Origin of the sequence: Allobosea sp. AK1 (genome assembly GCF_006714945.1) — a bacterium.
In the GTDB taxonomy this organism is placed as follows: Bacteria; Pseudomonadota; Alphaproteobacteria; order Rhizobiales; family Beijerinckiaceae; genus Allobosea; species Allobosea robiniae.
This window is the reverse complement of the sequence record NZ_VFMG01000001.1, coordinates 4,816,645-4,840,433: the sequence shown is the minus strand read 5'-3', so window position 1 is coordinate 4,840,433 and position 23,789 is coordinate 4,816,645. Positions and strand designations below refer to the sequence as shown.

General features: G+C 67.6%; 20 protein-coding genes. 12 read left to right on the top strand and 8 right to left on the bottom strand.

All coding sequences use genetic code 11. The features are described 5' to 3' along the window. Positions 1-221: 221 nt before the first annotated feature. Positions 222-1,547 (top strand): NAD(P)/FAD-dependent oxidoreductase, encoded by a 1,326-nt coding sequence (locus FHT98_RS23080; protein WP_465246939.1) that lies wholly within the window; start codon positions 222-224, stop codon positions 1,545-1,547. A gap of 9 nt (positions 1,548-1,556) precedes the next feature. Here FHT98_RS23080 and FHT98_RS23075 read toward each other — a convergent pair whose 3' ends face one another. Next, entirely contained in the window at positions 1,557-3,083 is a 1,527-nt protein-coding gene (locus FHT98_RS23075; protein ID WP_142115428.1) for an ABC transporter substrate-binding protein, read from the bottom strand. 270 nt (positions 3,084-3,353) lie between these two features. Here FHT98_RS23075 and FHT98_RS23070 point away from each other — a divergent pair, with 270 nt between their 5' ends. The 7 genes from FHT98_RS23070 to FHT98_RS23040 all read left to right on the top strand — a co-directional run bounded on the left by FHT98_RS23070 (position 3,354) and on the right by FHT98_RS23040 (position 9,244). Then, positions 3,354-4,226 carry a transporter substrate-binding domain-containing protein gene (locus FHT98_RS23070; protein ID WP_061968231.1) on the top strand — a complete coding sequence of 291 codons (873 nt, stop codon included), beginning with the start codon at positions 3,354-3,356 and terminating at the stop codon, positions 4,224-4,226. Positions 4,227-4,298: 72 nt separating this feature from the next. Next, a complete protein-coding gene (locus tag FHT98_RS23065) occupies positions 4,299-4,967 on the top strand; it encodes an amino acid ABC transporter permease (RefSeq protein WP_061968233.1) in 669 nt (222 codons plus the stop codon). 4 nt (positions 4,968-4,971) lie between these two features. After that, positions 4,972-5,607: an amino acid ABC transporter permease gene (locus tag FHT98_RS23060; RefSeq protein ID WP_061968234.1), complete on the top strand. Its 636-nt coding sequence runs from the start codon at positions 4,972-4,974 to the stop codon at positions 5,605-5,607. A gap of 12 nt (positions 5,608-5,619) precedes the next feature. Next, positions 5,620-6,432, top strand: a complete 813-nt coding sequence (locus FHT98_RS23055; RefSeq protein WP_142115427.1) for an amino acid ABC transporter ATP-binding protein — start codon at positions 5,620-5,622, stop codon at positions 6,430-6,432. A 7-nt stretch (positions 6,433-6,439) separates the two neighbouring features. Further along, on the top strand, positions 6,440-6,928 hold the full coding sequence (locus tag FHT98_RS23050) for a RidA family protein (RefSeq protein WP_142115426.1): 489 nt from the start codon (positions 6,440-6,442) through the stop codon (positions 6,926-6,928). A 59-nt stretch (positions 6,929-6,987) separates the two neighbouring features. Further along, on the top strand, positions 6,988-8,187 hold the full coding sequence (locus tag FHT98_RS23045; protein WP_142115425.1) for an aminotransferase class V-fold PLP-dependent enzyme: 1,200 nt from the start codon (positions 6,988-6,990) through the stop codon (positions 8,185-8,187). 214 nt (positions 8,188-8,401) lie between these two features. Beyond that, positions 8,402-9,244, top strand: a complete 843-nt coding sequence (locus FHT98_RS23040; protein WP_142115424.1) for an IclR family transcriptional regulator — start codon at positions 8,402-8,404, stop codon at positions 9,242-9,244. A 41-nt stretch (positions 9,245-9,285) separates the two neighbouring features. On the opposite strand, the gene FHT98_RS23035 is transcribed toward FHT98_RS23040, so the two are convergent. Further along, the gene (locus FHT98_RS23035; protein ID WP_142115423.1) at positions 9,286-10,596 is read right to left on the bottom strand and encodes an amidase family protein; all 1,311 of its coding nucleotides are present in this window, start codon (positions 10,594-10,596) and stop codon (positions 9,286-9,288) included. A 299-nt stretch (positions 10,597-10,895) separates the two neighbouring features. On the opposite strand from FHT98_RS23035, the gene FHT98_RS23030 reads away from it, so the two are divergent. The 3 genes from FHT98_RS23030 (at position 10,896) to FHT98_RS23020 (ending at position 15,633) form a co-directional block, all read left to right on the top strand. Continuing rightward, positions 10,896-12,356 carry an NAD-dependent succinate-semialdehyde dehydrogenase gene (locus FHT98_RS23030; RefSeq protein ID WP_142115422.1) on the top strand — a complete coding sequence of 487 codons (1,461 nt, stop codon included), beginning with the start codon at positions 10,896-10,898 and terminating at the stop codon, positions 12,354-12,356. A gap of 14 nt (positions 12,357-12,370) precedes the next feature. Further along, positions 12,371-13,141 carry a DeoR/GlpR family DNA-binding transcription regulator gene (locus FHT98_RS23025; RefSeq protein WP_142115421.1) on the top strand — a complete coding sequence of 257 codons (771 nt, stop codon included), beginning with the start codon at positions 12,371-12,373 and terminating at the stop codon, positions 13,139-13,141. 74 nt (positions 13,142-13,215) lie between these two features. Then, positions 13,216-15,633 carry a GcvT family protein gene (locus tag FHT98_RS23020; RefSeq protein ID WP_142115420.1) on the top strand — a complete coding sequence of 806 codons (2,418 nt, stop codon included), beginning with the start codon at positions 13,216-13,218 and terminating at the stop codon, positions 15,631-15,633. Between the two features lie 29 nt (positions 15,634-15,662). Here FHT98_RS23020 and FHT98_RS23015 read toward each other — a convergent pair whose 3' ends face one another. Both FHT98_RS23015 and pbfA read right to left on the bottom strand, forming a co-directional pair. Continuing rightward, complete coding sequence (locus FHT98_RS23015; RefSeq protein WP_248309283.1) at positions 15,663-16,676, bottom strand: NAD(P)-dependent oxidoreductase; 1,014 nt, start codon at positions 16,674-16,676, stop codon at positions 15,663-15,665. A gap of 7 nt (positions 16,677-16,683) precedes the next feature. After that, positions 16,684-18,045, bottom strand: coding sequence for a (R)-1-hydroxy-2-aminoethylphosphonate ammonia-lyase (gene pbfA / locus FHT98_RS23010; protein WP_142115419.1), 1,362 nt, complete (start codon positions 18,043-18,045; stop codon positions 16,684-16,686). Between the two features lie 141 nt (positions 18,046-18,186). On the opposite strand from pbfA, the gene FHT98_RS23005 reads away from it, so the two are divergent. Then, positions 18,187-19,056, top strand: coding sequence for a LysR substrate-binding domain-containing protein (locus tag FHT98_RS23005; protein WP_091858907.1), 870 nt, complete (start codon positions 18,187-18,189; stop codon positions 19,054-19,056). 5 nt (positions 19,057-19,061) lie between these two features. On the opposite strand, the gene FHT98_RS23000 is transcribed toward FHT98_RS23005, so the two are convergent. From FHT98_RS23000 to FHT98_RS22985, 4 genes are all read right to left on the bottom strand, one after another. After that, positions 19,062-19,793, bottom strand: coding sequence for a metallophosphoesterase family protein (locus FHT98_RS23000; protein ID WP_170843450.1), 732 nt, complete (start codon positions 19,791-19,793; stop codon positions 19,062-19,064). A 10-nt stretch (positions 19,794-19,803) separates the two neighbouring features. Beyond that, positions 19,804-21,519 (bottom strand): putative 2-aminoethylphosphonate ABC transporter permease subunit, encoded by a 1,716-nt coding sequence (locus FHT98_RS22995; protein ID WP_091858901.1) that lies wholly within the window; start codon positions 21,517-21,519, stop codon positions 19,804-19,806. Continuing rightward, positions 21,516-22,607 (bottom strand): putative 2-aminoethylphosphonate ABC transporter ATP-binding protein, encoded by a 1,092-nt coding sequence (locus FHT98_RS22990; protein WP_091859701.1) that lies wholly within the window; start codon positions 22,605-22,607, stop codon positions 21,516-21,518. The genes FHT98_RS22995 and FHT98_RS22990 overlap by 4 nt, the downstream gene beginning before the upstream one ends. 120 nt (positions 22,608-22,727) lie before the next feature. After that, the gene (locus FHT98_RS22985; protein ID WP_091858899.1) at positions 22,728-23,747 is read right to left on the bottom strand and encodes a putative 2-aminoethylphosphonate ABC transporter substrate-binding protein; all 1,020 of its coding nucleotides are present in this window, start codon (positions 23,745-23,747) and stop codon (positions 22,728-22,730) included. Positions 23,748-23,789: the final 42 nt, after the last annotated feature.

Genomic DNA, 23,789 nt, shown 5'->3' with positions numbered 1-23,789 from the left:
CTTCCTCCCGTTACAGCATCGCCGCCTCGGCAGGCTGCGACGCCGGCTCCCAGTATGGCAAGCGAAGCGGCGGCGATGAAAGCGCCGTCGACGCCGAACATCTCTTCGATCAGCGCAGGACTGGCTCTGCGGAGGGCTCCTCGGGTTTACGAAGGGTGCCGCGCTTGGTCTATCATCGTGCCGCCGACCGCCTGCCCCTTCCCGCCACCGCCGGAGCCTTCGTGATGGGCATCACCATCGAGACCATCGAGCCGGACCCGTCCCTTCCCGCCGCCAGCGATGTCGTCGTCATCGGCGGCGGCATCATCGGCATCACCACGGCGCTCTTCCTGGCGCGCGAGGGCATCTCGGTCACCGTCTGCGAGAAGGGCGAGGTCGGCCATGAGCAGTCCGGGCGCAACTGGGGCTGGGTGCGCGTCATGGGGCGCGATCCAGGCGAAATCCCGCTCGGGCTCGAAAGCATGCGGCTCTGGGAGGATATGGACCGGCTCGTCGGCGGCGATACCGGCTTCACGCGCTCCGGCATCGTCTATGTCGCCGACACGGCAGCGAAGTTCGCCGAGCAGGAGGCCTGGCTCGAGCACGCGAGGACCTATCAGCTCGACTCCCGGCTCCTGATCAAGCGCGAGATCGAGGCCGTCCTGCCCGGGGGGAAACGCGCCTATGCCGGGGCGATGTTCACCCCGAGCGATGCCCGGGCCGAGCCGCAAAAGGCCGTTCCGGCGATGGCGCGGGCGCTGCGCCGCCATGGCGGCACCGTGCTGACGCGCTGCGCCGTGCGCGGCATCGAGACGGCCGGGGGACGCGTCAGCGGCGTCGTCACCGAGCGCGGGCGGATCGCCTGCCAGCGTGTCGTATTGGCAGGCGGCGCCTGGTCGCGGCTGTTCCTCGGCAATCTCGGCATCGACCTGCCGGCGCTCAAGATTCTGGGCTCGGTGTTCCGGACCGAACCGCTCGACGGCCCGCCGACCCATGCCGTGGGTGCTTCCGATTTCGCCTTCCGCAAGCGGCAGGATGGCGGCTACACGATCGCTCATCGCGGGGCGAGCGTCGCCGAGATCGTGCCGGACAGCTTCCGGCTGCTCTTCGATTTCCTGCCGTCCCTGGCCAGGCAGCGCCATGAATTGCGGCTGCGGCTCGGCGGGCGCTTCCTGGAGGAGGCCCGCACGCCGAAAAGCTGGTCGCTCGATCAGGAAACGCCGTTCGAGCGCACGCGCATCCTCGACCCCAAGCCGTCCGAGGGCATCCTGCAGGAAGCGCGGCGCAACCTGATCGCCGCCTTCCCCGCCTTTGCCGGCCTCAGAATCAGGGAAAGCTGGGGCGGCTTGATCGATGCGACGCCCGATGCCGTGCCGATCATCGGTGAGGTGCCACGCCTGCCCGGCTTTTTCCTTGCGACGGGCTTCTCGGGCCATGGTTTCGGCATCGGCCCCGGCGCCGGCCGCCTGATCGCCGACCTGGTCAGCGGCCGCACACCGCTGATCGATCCCAAGCCCTTCCGGCTGGAGAGGTTCGCGCGGCTGGAGCGGACGACACGGGCGAGGTGAAGCGGGCGCTCAGGCGAGCGCCGCCTCGTCCAGTGAATAGGCCGAGAAGAAGTTCGTGCCGCCCGGATAGCATTTGAAGCCGCTGAGGCCCGTCACCATGGCATAGCCCTGCGAGCGCCAGGCGAGGCCGACGAGCGGCGCCTGCTCCAGAGCGAGCTTCTCCAGCTCGGCATAGATCGCCTTGCGCTTGGCCGGATCGAACTCGGCGCGGCCCTTGGCGAAGAGCGCATGGATTTCGGGTGTGGGAATCTGCCAGCTTCGGGCCATATTGGGCGGCAGGTCGCCGTCGATCAGCGGGGCAAGGCCGTCGGGGTCGTTATTATCAGCGGTCGTGCCCTGCACCATGAAATCGTAACGGCCCTTGCCGGCCAGATCGACGCGGGCCGCCCAGTCCGGCAGGTTCAGCGTCACCTGGATGCCGATCTCGGCCAAATTAGCCTGCACGACCTCGGCGGTCGATTTGTGCATGCCGTACTGGGCGGTCGAGAGCAGCGTACAGGTGAAGCCGTTCGGCACGCCGGCTTCGGCCATCAGCTTCTTGGCCTTGGCCGGATCGTAGTTCCAGAACTCGGAGCGGCCCTTGTCGAAATAGGGGCTGCTCGATGCGATCGGGATGCCTTGCAGCTTGCTGCCGCGACCGAAGAAGGCCGCCTGCACGATGTCCTCGCGGCGGATGGCGTGCGCCACCGCCTGGCGCAGACGGACATCCTTGAACGGCCCGGCGCCGCCATTGAAGTTCAGCCCCATGAAGGGCCCGTCGACCGCGACCAGCCGTAGGCGCGAATCCTTCTCGATCGTGCCCATGGATTGCCAGGGCACGTATTCGATCAGGTCGACATCGCCGGCCTGGAGGGCTGCGACACGCAGGTTCTCGTCGGCATAGGCGACGAGCCTGATGCCGTCGAGCTTCGGCAGGCCCGGCTTGTAGTATTTGTCGAATTTCGCGACCTCGATCAAGGCGCCGCGCTCCTGCGCCTTGATCATGAACGGACCGGCGCCGACGCCGAGCCCGGCCCGCCCCTCGATCGAGTCCTTGGCGATGATCGGCATATGCGGGCTCGCGAGCCAGATCGGCAGCGTCACGGTCGGCTGCTTCATGACGATCCGGACGGTGCGGGCATCGGGCGTCTCGATGCGCTCCACACCGCCGAACTCGGCCTTCATGAAGGCGGTCGAATTGGGCGCAGCGACCTGCTCCAGCGTCCATTTCACGTCTTCGGCGGTGACCGGCTTGCCGTTCTGGAAGGTCGCCTGGCGCAGCTTGAAGACCCAGGTCGTCTCGCCCTCGCGCGCCCAGGACTCGGCGAGCTCAGGCCTGACCTCGCCCTTCTCGTCGAAGCCGGTCAGCCCCCGGAAGATCAGGAGCTTGACCGTGAGCGCCGCCGTGCCGGTGTGAAGCCAGGGCTGGAGGCTCGGCGGAAAGCTCGACAGACCGAAGCGGAGCACCTTGCCCGCGGCCTGGGCACGAGCGCGCAAGCCCAGGAGAGGCAGGGTTGCACCGGCGGCGAGCACGGTACGGCGAGAGACCGGCACCATCGAATACCCCTCCCTGTTTTTGGCGGCTCGAACGGCCGAAGGGAAAGAATGATTTCGTGTGCGAGCTTGTCAATGCCTTCCGTGGCTCGCGAAACTCCGGCGCAGCCCGCCGAAGTTGCAGGCACGATGCTGCGGCGCGACCCTGTGCCGCCCCGGCGCGGACGCCCGCCGGCCGGGCGCTTGACTTCCGGGCGAAAGACTCTCTAGCATCCTTAATTACAAGATATATTCTCTAATTATGGATTATTCTTGCAAAGAGGGGAAACGCCGATGAGCGAGACGGATGAAGGCAAAAGGCTTCTGCTGAAGGGTGGACTGGTCGGCGGCCTCGCGCTGGCTGCGGCTGCGAGCACCGCCCGCGAGGCCGCGGCCCAATCGGCGCCCAACAGCCTGCTGCGCACGGTGCTGGATCGCGGCAAGCTGATCGTCGGCACGGGCTCCACCAATGCGCCCTGGCATTTCGAGGACGAGAAGGGCCAGCTCGTCGGCATGGACATCACCATGGGCCGCATCCTGGCCAAGGGGCTGTTCGACGACGCCAGCAAGGTCGAATTCGTCCGGCAGGACGCGGCCCAGCGCATCCCCAACATCAATACCGGCAAGGTCGACATCGTCATCCAGTTCATGACGATGTCGCCGGCCCGCGCCCAGTTGATCGCTTTCTCGCGCCCCTATTATGTCGAGGGCATCGCGCTCCTGACCCGGCCGGACAGCGACAAGAAGAGCTTCGACGCGCTGCTCAAGGCCGGCTCCTCGGCCCGCGTCTCGATCCTGCAGAACGTCGATGCCGAGGCTTCGGTGAAGAAGGTGCTGCCGCAATCGACCGTGATGCAGCTCGACAGCCAGGCCAATGTCATCCTGGCGCTCGACTCCAAGCGAGCGGATGCCGCTGCGGTCGATCTCTCCACCGTCTGGTGGCTCGCCAAGCGCCATCCCGACAAATACGCCGATGCCGGCAAGTCCTGGAACACGATGCTCTACGGCGCCGGCATGAAGCAGGGCGACCCGGACTGGGTGCGCTTCGTCAACACCACCTTCGACATCGCGATCTTCGGCCACCAGAACGAGCTCTACGACGCGGCGGTGAAGGATTATTTCGGCGCCGAGCCGCCGCAGCGCCAGCCCGGCCTTCCCCGGTTCTGAGCGTTCCACGCTTCGCAAGCGGAAGGGCGCCCGGCGCCCTTCCGTCCCTGTCGCCCGGCTGATCGCGGGACCATGGCGAACTACCATTTCAACTTCGCGATCGTCTGGCGCTATGCCGGCAAGCTGTTCGAGGGGCTCTGGCTCAGCCTCGAACTCGCCGCCGCGAGCATCGCGATCGGCATGGCGATCGGCCTCGTACTGGCGCTGATCAGCCTGGACGGCCCGAAATGGGCGCGCCCGCTGATCGCGGCCTATGTCGAATTCGTCCGCAACGTGCCGCTGCTGCTGCTGGTCTATCTCGTCTTCTACGGCATCCCCAGCGCCATCGACCTGCAATATGACGCGGTGACCTCCTTCGTCGCGACGCTGTCGATCTATTCCGGCGCCTATCTGGTCGAGGTGATGCGGGCCGGGCTGGAGGCCGTGCCGCGCGGGCTGATCGAGGCCGGCAAGGCGATCGGGCTCACGCCGATGAAGGTGCTCTGGCATGTGCGCCTGCCGACGGCGATGCGCATCGCCCTGCCCTCGCTCTCCAACACCTATGTCTCGCTGTTCAAGGACACCTCGATCGCCTCGGCCATCGCCGTGCCCGAGCTTGCCTATGGCATGCGCTGGATCGAGACCCAGACCTTCCGCACCGTCGAGGTCTATCTCGTGGCGACGCCGATCTACCTGATCACCAGCTATGCCATCCTGCTGCTGCTTCGGCTCGCCGAGCGGCGCTACGCGATCGCGCGGTGACGGCATGGCGACGCTGATCCAGACCCTGCCCTTCCTCGTCGACGGCCTGCTGACGACCCTCTTGGTCTCGGCCTGCGTGATCGTTCTGTCGCTGATCGTCGGCTTGCCGCTCGGCTGCGTGCTCGCCTTCGGGCCGCTCTGGGCGCGTGCGCCGATCCGGCTCTATGCCGATTTCGTCCGCGGCGTGCCGATCCTCGTGCTGCTCTATTTCGTCTATTACGGCCTGCCGGCGATCAAGGTGAACCTGCCGAGCCTGCTCGCCGCGATCGTCGCGCTGACGGCGTTCAAATCGGCGCAGATCATCGAGATCACGCGCGGCTCGTTCCAGTCGATCCCGGCCGGCCAGACCGAGGCCGCCAAGGCGATCGGCCTCACGATGTTCGACCGCTTCGCGCATGTGCTGGCGCCGCAGGCCGTGCGCCGTTTTCTGCCGCCCTTCGTCAACAGCGTCGTCGACACTGTGAAGGGCTCCTCGCTGGTCTCGCTGCTCGGGATCGTCGACCTGATGCTGTCGCTGCAGCAGGTGATCGGGCGCACCCATGTGGCGCTGCCGCTCTATCTGATCGGCGCGCTGATGTATTTCGCCATCAACTTCCCGCTCTCGGCGCTCAGCCGCCGGCTCGAGAAGCGCTTCGTCTGAAAGGAGGCATCCATGGCCGAGACGGATGCCCGTCCCTCCGCCGCGCAACCGGTCATCGCGATCGAGGGCCTGACCAAGTCCTTCGGCGCCAACCAGGTGCTGAAGGGCGTCGACCTCTCCGTCGGCAAGGGCGAGGTCGTCGCGATCATCGGCCCCTCCGGCAGCGGCAAGACCACGCTGCTGCGCTGCATCAACTTCCTTGAGGAGTATGACGGCGGCTCGATCCGGATCGATGGCACCGAGGTCGGCTATCGCGATGGCACTGGGGGCCGCAAGCGCCGCAACGACCGGGAGCTTGCCGCGATCCGCGTCGATGCGGCCATGGTGTTCCAGCAGTTCAACCTGTTTCCGCATCTCACCGCCGCGCAGAACATCATGCTCGGCCTGATGAAATCGCGCGGGCGCCCCAAGGCCGAGGCACGCGCCACCGCCGAGAAATGGCTCGCGCGCGTCGGACTTGCCGCGAAGGTCGATGCCTTGCCAGCGCAGATGTCAGGCGGCCAGCAGCAACGCGTCGGCATCGCGCGGGCCGTGGCGATGGAGCCGAAGGTGCTGTTGCTCGACGAGATCACCTCCGCGCTCGATCCGGAACTCGTCGGCGAGGTTCTGGCCGTGGTGCAGGAGCTCGCCTCCGAGGGCCGCACCATGATCCTCGTCACGCATGAGATGGCCTTCGCGCAGGAGGTGGCGGACCGCGTCGTCTTCACCGACCAGGGCCGGATCGTGATCGACGCGCCGCCCGCGCAGGTTTTCGGCGAACAGCCGCATGAGCGGTTGCGGTCCTTCCTGTCGCGCTTCGCCGGCTTCCGCCCCAACGCGGCGTGAGGAAACCATGAGCGCCGCCCTGTCCACCCTGCCCGACACGGCACCCTACCGGCGCCTGGGGGAGCTCGGCCTCACGCTACCCGACCTGCCGCGGCCGATCGGCAATTTCGCGACCCATATCCGCGAAGGCGACCTGATCTATCTCTCCGGCCAGGGGCCGACGCATGAGGACGGCCGGCTCCATACCGGCAAGGTCGGCCGCGACGTCAGCGTCGCCCAGGCCTATGACCATGCCCGGCTGACCGGCCTCAACCTGCTCGCCGTGCTGCATGGTGCGCTCGGCGACCTCGGCCGCGTCCGGCGTATCGTCAAGCTGCTCGGCATGGTCAATGCCGAGCCGGATTTCGGCGATCACCCGGCCGTCATCAACGGCTGTTCCGACCTCTTCGTCGCCGTCTTCGGCGAAGCCGGCCGGCACGCCCGCTCGGCTGTCGGCTTCGGCTCGCTGCCACGCCAGATCACCGTCGAGATCGAGGCGATCGTCGCCGTGTCCTAGAGCATCGAGCCGATGCTCTAACCGGGGCCATCGCCCCGCCCGCCCTCCAGGAGAAACCGATGACTGCCCCCGATATCCGCCCCTCCCTCGGCCTGCGCCCCGTCATCAATGTCTCGGGTACGATGACCGCACTCGGCGCCTCGATCGTCGTGCCGGAAGCGGTCGCGGCAATGACGGCGATCCTGCCGCAATTCGTCGAGATCGACGATCTCCAGCGCAAGGCCAGCGCCGTCATCGCGCGGCTCTGCGGCAGCGAGGCCGGCTTCGTCACCGCCTCCTGCTCGGCCGGGATCACGCTGGCGATCGCCGGCGCGATGACGGGCGACGACCTCTACGCCGTCGAGCAACTGCCGGATGCCAGCGGCCTCCAGGACGAGGTCGTGGTGATGATGGGGCATATGGTCGGCTATGGCGCGCCGGTCGAACAGGCGATCCGGCTTGCGGGCGCGACGCCGATCGTCATCGGACAGGCCACCAGCGCCCGCGCCTACCAGCTCGCCGGTGCGATCTCGGAGCACACGGCGGCCGCGCTCTACGTCGTCTCGCACCATACGGTCCAGTACGGGCTGCTGCCGCTCGACGAGTTCGCAGCGATCTGCCACGAGCGCGGCGTGCCGGTCATCGTCGATGCGGCCTCCGAATACGACCTGCGTGGCTTCCTCGAAGCCGGCGCCGACATCGTGCTCTATTCCTCGCACAAGTTCCTGGGCGGGCCGACCGGCGGCATCGTGGCCGGGCGCAAGGCGCTGGTCCGTGCCGCCTTCATCCAGAATGGCGGCATCGGCCGCGGCATGAAAGTCGGCAAGGAAAGCGTGCTCGGCACGATGGCGGCGCTCGAAGCCTGGGAGAAGCGCGACCATGCCGGCATCAGGGCGCGCGAGCAGCGCGCGCTCGACCTCTGGCTTTCCCGTTTCACCGAGCGGCCCGGCGTGACGGCCGTCATCGAGCCCGATCCGACCAACAATCCGCTCGACCGGATGAAGCTCTCCGTCGATCCCGAGCAGGCGCATATCACCGCCTGGGACCTCGCCGACGCGCTGGCGCGCGGCACGCCGCCGGTCATCGTCAGGGATCACGAGGTCGAACACGGCCATTTCTTCCTCGATCCCTGCAACCTGCATCCGGATGAGGAAGAGATCGTCGCCGCGCGCATTGTCACCGAACTGGAGACCGCGCGGCGCAGCAACACGATCATCGCAAGCCCGCTGATCGAGCGCCGCAACCGGCGCGCCGCCTCGCTGGCGAAATGGCCGGACTAGAGTATCGGACTGAATATCGTATTCAGTCCGATACTCTAGCTCTTTGATCTTGCATCGGCTTTGCCCGAAAACCGGATGCCACTTTTCGGGCCGATGCTATAGGGACCGACGTTGACGAAACGGGCGGCAAAGCGGAGAGGTTCGCGGCCCCGACGGAAACCACTGCGGGTCACCGCCGTTTGAGTCGATACGCGGCAGGGATGAAAGCCCGGACATGACCAAAGCCACGACGACGGAAGCCAGCGGAGACGAGCCGGAGCGCGCGCCGCAGCGACGCTCGCGCGTCAGCGGCATCGACCGCGCCGTGCAGATCCTCGACCACCTCCAGCAGGAGGGCCGGGCCCAGACGGCCTATGAGGTCGCCCGCGCGATCGGCGCGCCGCTTTCGACCGTCTATGCCATCGTCGAGGATCTGCTCGACAAGAGCCTGCTGGCGCGCTCCGGCGATGGCGGCGTCTGGCTCGGTCCCCGGCTCTACCATTACGGCCTCGCCTATGCCCGTGACCTCCAGGTCATCAATGTCGCGACGCATGAGATGCATGTGCTGGCGCGCGAGGTCGGCGAGACCGTGCAGATCTGTGGCCGTGACGGCGGCATGATGGTGGTCGAGGCGATGGCCGAGGGTCCCGGCCATTTCGTGATCACCTCGCGCGTCGGCACGCGCGTGCCGCTGAACTGGACCGCGTCCGGCCGGTTGCTGGTCGCCGGGCTGGACGATGCCGAGCGGTCCGCGCTCTTCCGCAGAAGCGCCAAGGCGTCGCCGACCGGGCGCGCCGTCACCGATCCCGCCACCCTGCTCGCACAGGCGCGCGACGCGCTCGCGGCGGGCGTGTCGATTCAGGCCGGCGAGTCCGACTACGCGGTCGCCTGCATCGCGGCGCCGGTGCTGGACGAGGCCGGCGCTTGCCCGATCACCGTCTCGATCGTCCTGCCCGAATTCCGCGTCAACGAGGAGCATGCGAATTTCGTCGAAGCCGTGAAGGCTGCGGCCCGGCGCATCGAGGACAAGCTCGGCTGGCGCGTCGGCCCCTTCGCCAACGGGCGCAGATACGGCTAGACCGCCACGCCTCCAGGCGAGCGCGAACCGACCGATTCCGCTCACACGCGGGCGAGCGCGGCCTCGGCACTTGCAGCCATCGCCAGCAGCGGGCGATCCGCGCCGCGCCGGCCGATCAGCATCATCCCGACCGGCAGCGCGCCGGCCGGGACCGGCAGGGGCAGCGAGAGCGAGGGGGTGTCGAGCAGGTTACCGATGCGGGGGTTGCGCAGCACGAGGCCGTTGGCATGGTGGAAGCCGGCATCGCCGGCGACCGAGGCGAGGAGCGGCGCCCGGATCGGGGTCGTCGGGACGAGATAGACGGTATCCTCGGTCATCGCCGCCGCGAAAGCCACGACAGCCGCCGCGCGCCGGCGCTGCATACGGACATAATCGACGCCGAGGATGCCGGCGCCGGCCTCGATGCGCACGCGGGTCTTGGGATCGACCTCGTCGAGGCCGTCGACGCCGAGATCGCGCAGGGTCGCGCCGAGCTCGATCGACGGGAAGCCGCCGATCTTGTCGAGCGCGGCCAGAGCATCGAGACTCGGATCGAGCGAACCGTCCTCGACGCTCAGGCCGGCGCGCCGCAACCGGTCCAGACCCGCTTCGAACGCCTCGGTGACCTCGGCCTCCATCGCATCGAACAGGCGCCCACGTGCGACCACGAAGCGGGCCTGCGGCCGCGGCGCCAGCGGCGATGGCGCCTGCCCTGCCAGAACGGCATCGGTCATGGCGCAATCGGCGACGGATCGGGCGATCGGGCCGACCGTGTCGAGCGTGCTCGAAAGGGAGAAGGCGCCGGTCGTCGGAACGCGGCCGGAGGTCGGCTTGAAGCCGACCGCGCCGGTCAGGGCAGCCGGAATGCGGATCGAGCCGCCCGTGTCGCTGCCGATCGCGATCTCGGCCATGCCGTCCACCACCGAGACGACGGCGCCCGAGGACGAGCCGCCAGGCGCGCGGCTGCGATCATGCGGATTGCCTGCGACGGGGTCATGGGCGTTGGTGCCGAGCGCCGAAAAGGCGAATTCGGTCATCTGCGTTTTGCCGACGATGACGACGCCGGCAGCACGCAGACGCTGGACGATCGGCGCATCGGCCGCGGCCGGCGGCTGGCGGCGCAGGACGGCTGCGCCGGCGCGCGTCGTCTCGCCGGCGACGTCGAACAGGTCCTTGATCGAGACGATCCGGCCATCCAGCGGCCCCAACGGCTTCCCGGCCGCGATCCGGGCATCGGACGCCTCGGCCTCGCGCCGCGCGGAGGCTTCATAGAGCGTCGTGAAGACCTTCCCCCCTTCGAGCTTCGGATCGCGAATCCGGCCGAGCGCCTGGTCAAGGCGCTCGGTGGCGGACGGACGGAGGCTTTCGGTCATCGGAACACCTTTCTCGAGCAACGACCCGGCGCAGGTGGAAAGCGGCGGGAATCGTGGCGAGCCTATCCATTGCAGGCGCGGCGTAAATGGCCTCCGACGCCTGGGGTGCAGTGCACGGCCGCCGCAGCGGCATGGACCACCGCAACCCTATCGCAGCGAGCTTCGGGCCGCTGCGTGTTCACATGGCGACGGCCGCACAGTAGAACGGATGCATGACGCCATTCTCGTATCGCCTTGTCGCCATTGGGCGCCATGACGGCATGAGGCAGCGACTCTCCAGATTTCTGAAAGGCTGAATCATGTCCCAGTGGAGCGATTTCAAGCGCGACGCGATCTTCGTCGGCGGGCGCTGGCTGGAGAAGGCCTCTGGCGGGACGATTCCCGTGATCGACCCGGCGACCGGCAAATCGATGGGTTCGGTTCCTTCGGCCGGGGTCGAGGAGACGCGCGCCGCGATCGAAGCCGCGCATGCCGCCTTCCCGGCCTGGGCTGCCAAGACCGCGCAGGAGCGCGCCGTGCTGCTGCGCAAGCTCGCCGACGAGATCATGAAGCACCAGGACGCGCTGGCCGAGCTCCTGACCCGCGAGCAGGGCAAGCCGCTGGCCGAGGCGAAGGGCGAGGTCGGCATGAGCGCGGCCTATGTGCTGTGGTTCGCCGAGGAGGCGCGGCGCGTCTATGGCGACGTCATCCCCTCGCCCTGGGCCGACCGGCGCATCATCGTGACCAAGCAGCCGCTTGGCGTCGTCGGCGCGATCACGCCCTGGAACTTCCCCTCCTCGATGCTGGCCCGCAAGATCGGCCCGGCGCTGGCCGCCGGCTGCACCGTTGTCGCCAAGCCGGCGTCGCAGACGCCCTATTCGGCACTGGCCTGGGGCATCCTCGCCGAGAAGGCCGGCATCCCGGCCGGCGTCGTCAATGTCGTGACGGGTGATGCCCGCACCGTCGGCGGCGAGCTCACCGGCAATCCGCTGGTGCGCAAGATCACCTTCACCGGCTCGACCCCGGTCGGCAAGGTGCTGCTGAAGCAGGCGGCCGAGACGGTCAAGAAGGTCTCGATGGAGCTCGGCGGCAACGCGCCCTTCATCGTCTTCGACGACGCTGATCTCGACCGGGCGGTCGAAGGCGCGATCGCCGCAAAATTCCGCAATTCCGGCCAGACCTGCGTCTGCACCAACCGCTTCTACGCGCAGGCCGGCATCTACGACGCCTTCGTCGAAAAGCTGACCGCGGCGGTGAAGAAGCTCAAGCTCGGCTCCGGTCTCGAGACCGGCGTGACACAGGGTCCGCTGATCGACGACAAGGCGATCGCCAAGGTCGAGGAGATGGTGGCTGACGCCAAGGCCAAGGGCGGCACCGTGGCAACCGGCGGCAAGCGCTCGGAGCTGGGCCTGAGCTTCTACGAGCCGACCGTCATCGCAGGCGCGACCAGCGCCATGCAGTTCGCGCGCGAGGAGATCTTCGGCCCGGTCGCCCCGGTCTTCCGCTTCGAGACCGAGGAGGAGGCGCTGCGCCTCGCCAACGACACCGAATACGGGCTCGCCTGCTATTTCTACACGCGCGATCTCGGCCGCACCTTCCGGGTCTCGGAGGCGCTGCAATACGGCATCGTCGGCGTGAACGAGGGACTGGTGACCACCGAGGTCGCGCCCTTCGGCGGTGTCAAGGAATCCGGGCTCGGCTCGGAGGGCTCGAAATACGGCCTGCAGGACTATCTCGACGTGAAATACACCTGCATCGGCGGGATCGGGGCCACGGCCTAGCTGGCTCCGCTGCCATGACACGCGACATCGCAGCACGACGGCACAACGCCATTCTGGCGAAGCTCGATGAGACGGGCTCCGTCACGGTGGAGGAGCTGGCGCAGGCGCTCGACGTCTCGCGCGAGACCGTCAGGCGCGATCTCAAGGCGCTGTCGGCGGGCAGCCTGCTCGCGATCGTCCATGGCGGCGCGATCCGCAACGAGCGCTCGGAAGCCTCCTTCGCCAGCCGCCGCACCGTGAACCGCGCCGGTAAGGAGGCGATCGCCGATCTCGCGGTCTCGCTGATCGGCGACGGCATGACCATCCTGCTCGATTCCGGCACGACGACCGAGGCCTTGGCCCGCGCCTTGGCCCGGTCCGACCGCAAGCGCCTGATCGTGCATACGACCTCGCTGGAGAATGCCCGGCTCGTCAGCCGGCTGGCCGGCGCCCGCGTCTTCCTGATCGGCGGCGAGTTCGATCGCAACGAGGATGCGACCACCGGCGCGGAGACGCTCAGGGCAATCGCGCGGCTCTCCGCCGATTTCACCTTCGTCAGCGTCGGCGGCGTCGATCCGAACGGCCACCTCACCGATTACACCCGCGCTGGCGCCGCGACCCGCACCGCCCTGCTGAACGCGGCGGAACAGGGCTTCCTGATGGCGGACCACAGCAAGTTCGGGCTCGTCCTGCCCAGCCGCATCGGCGGCGACCGACCTTTCGCCGGGCTTCTGGTCGATCAGGCCCCGCCCGCGCCGCTCGCCACGAAACTGGCGGAACAGGGGGTTCGCGTCCTCGCTTCCTGATATGACTGTTTTTGTGGTTTTTTGTTGTTTTATGAAATTCCGTCGCTAAGCTGCCTTCCATCGTGGAGGCGCTCATGTCCATTCCCACCCAATCCCGTGTCGTCATCATCGGCGGCGGCATCATCGGCTGCTCGGTCGCCTATCACCTGACCAAGCTCGGCTGGCGCGACGTGCTGCTGCTGGAACAGGGGCGCCTCTCCTCCGGCACGACCTGGCATGCGGCCGGCCTCGTCGGACAGCTCCGCAGCCAGTCCAGCATGACGCGCCTGATCCGCTACTCGACCGAGCTCTACGCCTCGCTGGAGAGCGAGACCGGGCTCGCCACTGGCTGGAAGCGCTGCGGCTCGGTCTCTGTCGCCCGCACGCAGGAGCGCATGACGCAACTGCGCCGGACGATCTCGGCTGCACGCGCGCAGCGCGTCGAGATCGAGGAGCTCAGCCCGCAGGAGGCCGGCGATAAATGGCCGGTGATGCGCACCGACGATCTCGTCGGCGGCGTCTGGCTGCCCGGCGACGGCAAGGCCAACCCCTCCGACATCACACAGGCGCTGGCGCGCGGCGCCCGCAGCGGCGGCGCGATCGTCCGCGAGGGCATCCGCGTCACCGGCATCGAGACGGAGAAGGGCCGGGTCAAGGCGGTCCAGACCGATCAGGGCCGGGTCGAATGCGAGGTGCTGGTCATCTGCGCCGGACAGTGGTCGCGCACTATTGGCCAGATGTGTGGCGTCTCGGTGCCGCTGCATTCGGCCGAGCATATGTACATCGTCACCGGCAAGATCGCGGGCGTCTCGCCCGATCTGCCGGTGATGCGCGATCCCGACGGCTATATCTACTTCAAGGAGGAGGTCGGCGGGCTCGTCATGGGCGGGTTCGAGCCGGATGCGAAGCCCTGGGGCATGGACGGCATCCCCTACCCGTTCGAATTCCAGCTCCTGCCCGACGATTGGGACCAGTTCGGCATTCTGATGGAGAACGCGCTGCAGCGTGTGCCGGCGCTGGAGACCGCCGAGATCAAGACCTTCCTCAACGGCCCCGAGAGCTTCACGCCGGACAACAACTTCCTGCTCGGCGAGGCGCCGGAGGTGGCCGGCGTTTATGTCGGCGCCGGCTTCAACTCGATGGGCATCGCGTCGGCCGGCGGCGCCGGCCGGGCGCTGGCCGAATGGATCGTCGAGGGCGAGGCGACGAGTGACCTCTGGCCGGTCGATATCCGTCGCTTCGCCGATTTCAACAACAACCCGGCCTGGCTGAAGGACCGCATCAAGGAAACGCTCGGCCTGCATTACGCCATGCCCTGGCCGAACCGCGAGCTCGACACCGCCCGCCCCTTCCGGCGCTCGCCGCTCTATGACCGGCTCGCCGCCAAGGGCGCCGTCTTCGGCTCGAAAATGGGCTGGGAGCGCGCCAATTATTTCGCCCGCACCGAGGCAGAGCGCTCGATCGGCTATTCCTTCGGTCAGCAGAACTGGTTCGAGACGGTCGCGGCCGAGCATCGCGCCTGTCGAGAAGCGGCCGGGCTCGTCGACATGTCGAGCTTCGCCAAGTTCCTGCTGCAGGGGCCGCAGGCCGAGACCGCCCTGCAACGCCTCGCCGCCAATGATGTCGCGGTTCCGGTCGGTACCTCCGTCTATACCGCGCTGCTCAATGCCCGAGGTACGTTCGAAAGCGACCTCACCGCCGCCCGGATCGCGCCCGACAGCTATCTCCTGCTCACCGGCACCGCCCAGGCGACGCGCGACGCCCATTGGATCAGGCGGCAGCTTCCGCAAGGCGTGACGCTGACCGACGTGACCTCGTCCTATGCCGTGCTCTCGCTCGCCGGGCCAAAGGTGCCCGAGATCCTGGCCCGGCTCTCGCCGACCTCCTTCGACCTCGCCGATTTCCCGGCCAATGCGATCCGCAAGATCACGATCGGCTATGCAACGACCTGGGCCTGCCGCCGCTCCTATCTCGGCGACGGCTTCGAACTCTATGCGCCCGTCGAGTTCACCGCCGCGATCTACGATGCGCTGCATGAGGCCGGGGCCGATCTCGGACTGGTCGATGCCGGCTATTACGCCGTGGACTCGCTGCGCATCGAAAAGGGTTTCCGCGCCTGGGGCCGCGAATTGACGCCGGACGTCAGCCCTTACGAGGCCGGGCTCGGCTTCGCGGTGAAGCTCGACAAGGGCGACTTCCTCGGCCGCAAGGCGCTCGTCGCCGCCAAGGCCGCGCCGCGGACGAAGCGCCTGATCGCCCTTGTCGGGCCGCGCCCGGACGGGCAGATGGCCTGGGGCGGCGAAGCGATCCTGGCGGATGGCAAGCCGGTCGGCGAGATCACCTCGGCCGCTTTCGGCGCGAGCCTCGACGGCATCGTGGCTCTGGGCTGGGCCTCAAGCGACCAGCCGATCGACCAGGCCTGGCTCGATGCACGGAGCTGGTCTATCGACCTCGCCGGCACCACCGTTCCGGTCAGCGCGAGCCTCGCGGCGCCACTCGACCGCAAGAGGTGAGCAGCGCCCTGATCCTCGCCTGAGTCCGCTCAGGCGAAAGCGACGTTCCGCGTTTGCGCGCGCAGACGCGGATCGTAGGAGCGGATTTCGACCAGCCTGCCGTCGAGGATTTCGAAGCAGCGGGCTAGCGTGTCGTCCGAAAGCCGCCGCATCGCCTCGGCCGTGAAGAAGGTCAGGTGCGGGAACAGGATGACGTCGTCACAGCCGAACAAAGGGCTGAGCGGATGGCCCTGCCGGGCGAGCGGCTCCTGGCTGTAGACGTCGAGCCCGACACCGCCGAGCTTCCCCGCCAGCACCGCCTCGACCAGCGCCGCCTCGTCGATCAGCGCGCCGCGCGAGACATTGACGAGGATGGCTCCGGGCTTGAGGCAGGCGAGCTCGGCCCGTCCGATGATGTGGCGCGTCGCGTCGTTCAGGACGCTGTGCAGCGAGACCAGATCGCATTGCCGGAGCATCGCGTGGAGGTCGTCGACCTTCTCGATCCCGGCCGCCGCCATGGTCGCGGCATCGACATGCGGATCGTAGCCGAGAACGCGCGCCCGGAACCCCTGCCCCGCCATCCGCGCCATGCTGCGGCCGATCTTGCCGGTACCGACCAAGCCCAGCGTCGCCCCGGCGATGTCGCGGCCGAGCCAGCGCGCAGCCGGCCAAATCCAGCCCTCGCTTTGCACGGCTTGGCCGATCTCCGGCAGGCGCTTGGCCAGCGCGATCATCAGAGCGAAGGCGCCCTCCGCGACCGTCTCCTCGGCATATTCGGGCACGTTGACCACGGGGATTCCGCGCGCGATCGCGGCGGGGATGTCGATCGCATCGATGCCGACGCCGTATTTGACGATGCCCTTGAGCCTGGGCGCCGCCGCGATTACTCGCGCCGTGACGGGCGTGTAGCACATCAATAGCAGGTCGGCGTCGGCGACCTCCCGCATCAGCGCCTCCTCGGGAATCCCGTCGGGGAGCGTGACGAGGTCGACGCCCCGCGCACGCAAGCCGGCGTCGATCTCCGGGCATTCCAGTTCCCGGTCGGTGCGGACGGCCTTCATCATCGTTCCCTCAGCCGGCCAGGATCGCCTGCTCGACAATGCCGAGCGCGCGTTCGAGATCGGCCCGCGCGATCACCATCGGCGGCGACAGGGTCAGCACATTGCCCTGGCTGATCTTGAAGCTCAGCCCGGCTTCGAGGCAGCGGTAATAGACCCGCTCGGCGAGCGTATTGTCGGGCGTCCAGGCATCGCGATCCGCGACAAGCTCGACCCCGAAGAGTAGGCCGCGTCCGCGCACGTCGCCGACGGCCGGGCAGCTCGCGCCGAAATTTCGCAGCCGCTCCATCGCATAAGCGCCGAGCTCAGCGGCGCGTTCCGCCAGCCCCTCCTCGCGGATGATGTTGATCGTGGTCAGCGCCGCACGGGTGGTGACCGGGTTCTTCTCATGGGTGTAATGGCCGATCGCATAGCCGCCGGCGACATCGAGATCGCGCCGCGCGATCACCGCGGCGATCGGCAGGATACCGCCGCCCAGCGCCTTGCCGAGCACGACCATGTCCGGCTGCACATCGTCATGCTCATGGGCGAAGAAGCGCCCGGTCTTGCCGAGTCCGGTCGGGATCTCGTCGAAGATCAGCAACGTGCCATGCCGGTCGCAGGCCTCGCGCACGCTTTTCCAGAAGCCGGGCGCCGGTGGATAAGGCGTCGCCCGCATCGGCTCGGCGACGACGGCCGCGACGTCCCCTTCCCGCGCCAGCACATAGGAGATCATGCGGGCACAGGCGCGCGCCGAATCCTCCAGATTGTCATGGCCATAGGCGCAGTTGCGGGTGCCCCAGGGCGCGACATGCTCGGCGCCCGGCAGTAACGGCCCAGCGATGCCGGAGCGGAAAGTCGCCTCGCCGCCGACGCTGGAGGCGCCGAAGCCGGCACCATGGAAGGCATCCCAGAAGGACAAGGTCTTGAAGCGGCCGGTCGCGGCGCGGGCGAGCCTCAGCGCGACCTCGATCGCATCCGAGCCGCCGGTGGTGAACAGCACCTTGCCGAGGTCGCCCGGCGCCATCTGCGCGAGCGTCTCGGCCAGTTCGACCGCCGGCTCGCAGGTGAAGCGGCGCGGCGCGAAGCAGAGCTCGTCGAGCTGCGCCTTGATCGCCTCCTTCAGGCGCGGATGGCCATAGCCGATATGGTGGACGCTGTTGCCATGGAAATCCATGTAGCGGCGCCCCATCGTGTCCTCGATCCAGATGCCCTCCGCCTTGGCGATGGCGGTGAGGCAAGGACTCGACAGGCTCTGGTGCAGGAAGGCGGCGGAATCGCGCGCCAGCAATTCGCGGGTTCCAGCATCGCCGATCCCCGCAGACCAGTCGCTGCGTGCCGCGGAGGTGTTGGATTCGCCTTCGGTATGAACGATGGCAGCGGTTTCGGCGCGCATGGCAAGGCCTCGGTTCGCGCCGGTGCAGCGCTGTCGAGGTCACAATGCCTGCGCCTTATCAATCTGAAAAATCGCTATTTCATATCCAGGTATAAATTTCAGCGATATCGTCGCGCATCGATTTTCGAGGCTTCGTCCGTCATGCGTCATGTCCAGCTCCGGGCCTTCCATCAGGTCGCGCTGTCCGGCGGCTTCTCGAAAGCGGCGCTGGCGCTCAACCTCACCCAGCCGGCGATCTCGGATCAGGTCCGCAAGCTGGAGGAGGAATACGACGTCGCGCTGTTCAGCCGCCGCCATCGCCAGGTCGTCCTGACACCGGCCGGTCAGAGGCTTCTCGCGGTCACGCATCGCCTGTTCGGGGCCGAGGGCGAGGCGCTGGAGCTTCTGCAGGAGGAGCGCTCGCTGCGTACCGGCGCACTCCGGATCGTCGCCGATTCCGTGCATCATGTGCTCGACGTGCTCACCGCCTTCCGCAAGCGCCATCCCGGCATCCAGGTCTCGATCGCGCAGGGCAATACCGGGAGCATCGTCGAGACGTTGATCGGCTACGATGCCGAGATCGGCGTGCTCGGCGAACTTGCCGACGAGCGGCCCTTCGAAGTGCTGCCGCTCAACGTCTCACCGATCATCGCCTTCGCGGCGAAGGGCCATCCCGCGGCAGCGCGTCCAGCGCTTTCATTGCAGGAGCTGGCGACATGGCCGCTGGTCATGCGCGAGCGTGGCTCACGCACGCGGCAATTGCTGGAGCAGCGGGCGGCGGAACAGGGTGTTGCGCTAAGTTACGCCGTCGAAGCGGAAGGCCGCGAGGCGGTGCGCGCCATCGTGGCGGCAGGCGGCGGCATCGGCTTCGTCTCGGCGGCCGAATTCGGCGAGGACGATCCGCGGCTCGTCCGCATCCCGCTCGGCGGGCCGCCGCTCCTGATGCACGAGAAGCTGATCTGCCTGCACGAGCGCCGCAACAGCAAGATCATCCAGGCCTTCTTCGCGCTGGCGCGATCCCTGCGTGGATGACAGCGCTAGGGCAGCGCCCTTCCCGTCCGCAGAGCGTGCGCCCAATCCGTTCGCCCGCTCTCCTCGGCACGCCGGGCCGAGCGCTCCCAGTCATAGGCGACGAGGTGATGCTCGATTGTGATCTCCGTCCCGAGCGTGACGACGGCGAAGCGAGCGTGCGGCATGCCGCTCTCGGACACATGGGGCGGCTTGGCGTCGCGATAGGCCGGATTGCCGGCGCTGCCGGGATTGAGGACCACCGCACCGGAGCTCAACCGCGCCGTGCGCGTTTGATGGCTGTGCCCGCAGAGCATGAGGGGCGCCGTCCGCCCGGCGAGGCGCTGTTCGATCGTCGGGATCGGAGACGGCACGAGATACCCGTTCTGGACCTCCTCCATCAGATAGGTCGAGTCGTTGCCGGGACAGGCGTGGAAGCAGAGCGCGCCTTCCACCGTGATCTCGACAGGCAGGCCGGCGAGCCAGGCACGGGACTCCGGATCGAGCGCCTGCCAGGCGTAGCTGTCCGAGGTGCCGAGTTCGTCGGGCGAGGCCGCGCCCATCGCCCGGTCGTGATTGCCCCGGACATGGCTCATCACGCGTGACCGCAGCAGCGCGACGGTCTCGACCGGCCAGAGCGGGCTTGAGGCGCAATCGCCGAGATTGACGATGCGATCCGGCGCGAGCGCATCGAGTTTGGCCAGTACCGCTTCGAGCGCGGGCAGGTTGCCATGGATGTCGGCGATCACTCCAAGACGCACAGTCGATATCCTAACGCTGGCGCCATTGCTGCAGGCGGCCGAAGACCAGATTGTCGAGACCGACATGAAGGAGCTTCACGGCGATCGCGGTGGCCATGATGACGCTCGCCATGCCCGCGGCCGAGGCCATGGCGCCCGCCTCGTCCATATGGACGATCGCGATCGAGGCGAGCTTGGTGTCGGCCCCATAGAGGAAGATCACGGCGGAGACCGTGGTCAGCGCGTTGACGAAGACATAGACCGCGATGTCGAGGATCGCCGGCAGGCAGATCGGCGCGGTCACGCGGCGGAAGGTCGACCAGAACGGCACCTTGAGCGAGGCGGAAACCGACTCGAACTCGCCGTCGAGCTGCTTCAGGCTGGTCAGCGCCGTGATGTGCCCGACCGTGTAGAAATGCGCGACGGTGTTGATCACCAGGATCGCCAGCGTCCCATAGAGGAAGCCGAGCGGGTTCCAGCCGGCATTGTAGAAGAAGACATAGCCGAGGCCGAGCACGAGGCCGGGCACCGCCATCGGCAGCATCGCCAGGAACTGGGCGAAGGCGCGCAGCCGCGGGAACAGCTTCACCTTCTCGATCAGGTAGGCGCCGGTGAAGATCAGCGACGTGCCGATCACCGCCGTCAGCGAAGCCAGCAGCAGCGAGTTGCGATACGGACCCCAGCCATCGGGCTCGACTGCCGAGAAGTCGTAATTGCCCAGCGTCAGCGACAGGTTGTACGGCCAGTATTTGACGAAGGAACCCCAGAAGGCGATCGCATAAGGGCCGACGATGGCGAGCGCGACCAGGCTGACGAAGCCGAGCAACCCGAGGTCGCGGCGCCGCTCCGGCTTGGGAACATAAGGCACGGCACGGGCCGAGAGCATGGCGCTCTGGCGCCGCTGCACGACACGGTCGACGAAGAAGGCGAGCACGGCCGGCACCAGCAGGATGATGCCGACGACCGCGCCCATCGGGAAATTCTGCTGGCCGACCACCTGCCGGTAGGCGTCGGTCGCCAGCACGCTGAACTGCCCGCCGATCACCTTGGGAATGCCGAAATCGGTGATGACCAGCGTGAAGACGACGAAGGTCGCGCTGATCACGCCGTAGCGCGCACCCGGCAGGGTGATTGTGTGGAAGATGCGCCAGCGCGAGGTGCCCATCGCGTCCGCCGCCTCGCGCAAACGGCCGTCGGAGAGTGCCAGCGCCGTGACGAGGATCAGCATCGCATGGGGGAAGCAGTAGAGCACCTCGGCCGCAATGATGCCGACGGGGCCGTAAAGCGAGGCGCCCATCATCCAGGATTTCAGAATGCCCTGGTTGCCGAAGAGGTAGATCAGCGCCAGGCCCGAGAGCAGCGAAGGCGCAAAGACCGGGACCATCGCGGCGGCGTAGAAGGCGCCCTTGGCCGGGATGCAGCTGCGGCGCAAAGCATAAGCGTAAAGGAAGGCGAGCGGCACCACGATCGCGGTCGTCACGCCGGCGACGAGCAGGCTGTTCAGCAGCGAATAGAACAGCGAGGGCGTCGTCGCATAGCTGACGAAATTGGCGAGGCCGACGAACTTGCCGTCCGTGTTCTCCAGGCTCTTGGAGAGCAGCGCCCAGAGCGGCAGGGCGATGATCAAGACCAGCACGGCGCAGAGGGCCAGGATGAGCGCGCCGGCGACGTGACGCTCGCTGACCCGCAGCGGTGCGACTTTCACGGGGGTATCGGTCATCGGCAGGGGCTGTACGAGATCGCTCATCGTCCCTCCCCGGCAAAGACGTGCAGGGCCTCGGGCGGAAAGGCGACTGTGCGCACCTGCCCCGGCACGATCCCGAGATCGCGCATCGCGTTGGACGAGAAATCGGCGGCGATCCGGGTCGCGCGCGAGCCGGTCGGTTCAAGATGCGCCCGGCAATAGGAGCCGAGGAAGGCGAGATCCCCGATCGTCGCCTCGAAGCGGTTCGGCGTCTCCGCGCCGATGCCGCGGGTGCGGACCTCCTCCGGCCGCATCGCCAGACGCACCGGCGTGCCCGCGGCGAAGGGCGCGGCATTGGCGACGACGAGGTCGAGCTCGTCGACGCGGACCTTGCCCGGCCCGGTCACGATCGCGTCCATGAAAGTCATGTGCCCGACGAAATCGGCGACGAAGGGCGTCGCCGGGCGACGGTAGATCTCCTCGGGCGAGCCGACCTGCTCGACCGCGCCATCCCGCATCACGACGATGCGGTCGGCCATGGCGAGCGCCTCCTCCTGGTCATGCGTCACCATGATCGTGGTCACACCCAGTCGCTGCTGCAGCGAGCGCATCTCGCCGCGCAGGCGCTCCCGGACCTTGGCGTCGAGCGCCGAAAGCGGCTCGTCGAGCAGGAGCAATTCCGGCGCGGTGGCAAGCGCACGCGCCAGCGCCACGCGCTGCTGCTGGCCGCCCGAAAGCTGGACCGGATATTTCCTGCCCTGCTCCGGCAAGCCGACGAGCGTCAGGAGTTCATTGACGCGCTTGGCGATCTCGTCGCGGGTGCGGCGCCGGTTGACCAGCCCGTAGCCGACATTGTCGGCGACGGTGAGATTGGGAAAGAGCGCATAGGACTGGAAGACGATGCCGAAATCGCGCTCGGACGGGCTGGCATGCGAGACGTCGCGCCCACCCATATGGATCGTGCCGCTATCCTGGAGATCAAGGCCGGCGACCGCCCGCAGCAAGGTGGTCTTGCCGCAGCCGGACGGGCCGAGGAAGCAGACGAATTCGCCGCGATGGATATCGAGATCGATATCGTGAAGCGCCCGGAACGCGCCGAAATTCTTGGCGAGATTGCGGACCGAGAGGAACGGGGTCGTGGTGGTGGACATCGGGCCGGCCTTCATCTGAACGGGCAGAGATCCGTCCCGCGGACAACGGCGGGACTTCTCTAGACGTCTTGCACAGACCATGCCGCCGGCCGCCCGAGCGGCCGGCGGCATGGCAAAGGCTCAGTTCTTCGGCGCCGCCTTGGACTCGTAGCGCTTCGACCATTCGGCGAGCACGCGGTCGCGGTTATCGGCCATCCAGCCGAGATCGTTCTTGATCATGCCGGCTTCGGCATTGGCGGGATAGTTGGCCGGCTTGGTGCCGACGCCTGGCGCGGCGACGATCGCGTAGGTCTTCGAATAGAGCTCGTTGGCGTCCTTGGTCGTCGACCAGTCGGCGATCTTCTTGGCGAGAGCGAGGTTCTTGGAGCCCTTGACGATGGCGCTGGCCTCCATCTCCCAGCCCACGCCCTCCTTCGGGATCACGACCTCGATCGGTGCGCCCTTGCTCTTCTCGGAAGCGCCGCGCATGTCGAGCGCGAGCCCGATCGTGCGCTCGCCGCGCGCCGCCTGGACGCAGGGCGCCGAGCCGGAATGCAGGTAGGCGCCGATATTCTCGTGCAGCCCGTCCATGAACTTCCAGCCCTCGGCCTCGCCCATGCTCTGCAGCCAGCCTGCGACCATCAGATAGCCGGTGCCCGACGAAGCCGGGTGCGGCATCACGATCTTGCCCTTGAAGGCCGGGTTGAGCAGGTCCTTCCAGGAACTCGGGACCGGCACGCCCTTGGCCTCGGCCGTATTGTAGCAGACGACGCCGAGATAGGCGTCCATGCCGGTCCAGGTGTAGGGCTCCTTGCCGTCGCGGAAGACCGGTTTCAGCGCATCGGCTCCGGCGGGCTTGTAGGTTTCGAGCAGGTTCGCCTTCTCGAACATCAGCAGGCTCGAGGCGGCCAGGCCCATCACCATGTCGGCGCGGGGATTGTCCTTCTCGGCCAGGAATCGGGCGGTGATGACGCCGGTGGAGTCACGGACCCAGACGACCTCCACCTCGGGCACGGCCTTCTCGATCGAGGCCTTGAACGGCGCGAGCTGATCGTTCTCAAGGGCCGTGTAGACGGTGACCTTGGTCTTCTGCGCCTGGGCAACGCCCGGAAGCGCGAGCGCGATGGCCCCGATGACGCAGGAAGCAAGCCAGTTCTTCATATTCTCATCCCCTGTTTTTCGATTGGTTTGAACGCTCTTGCG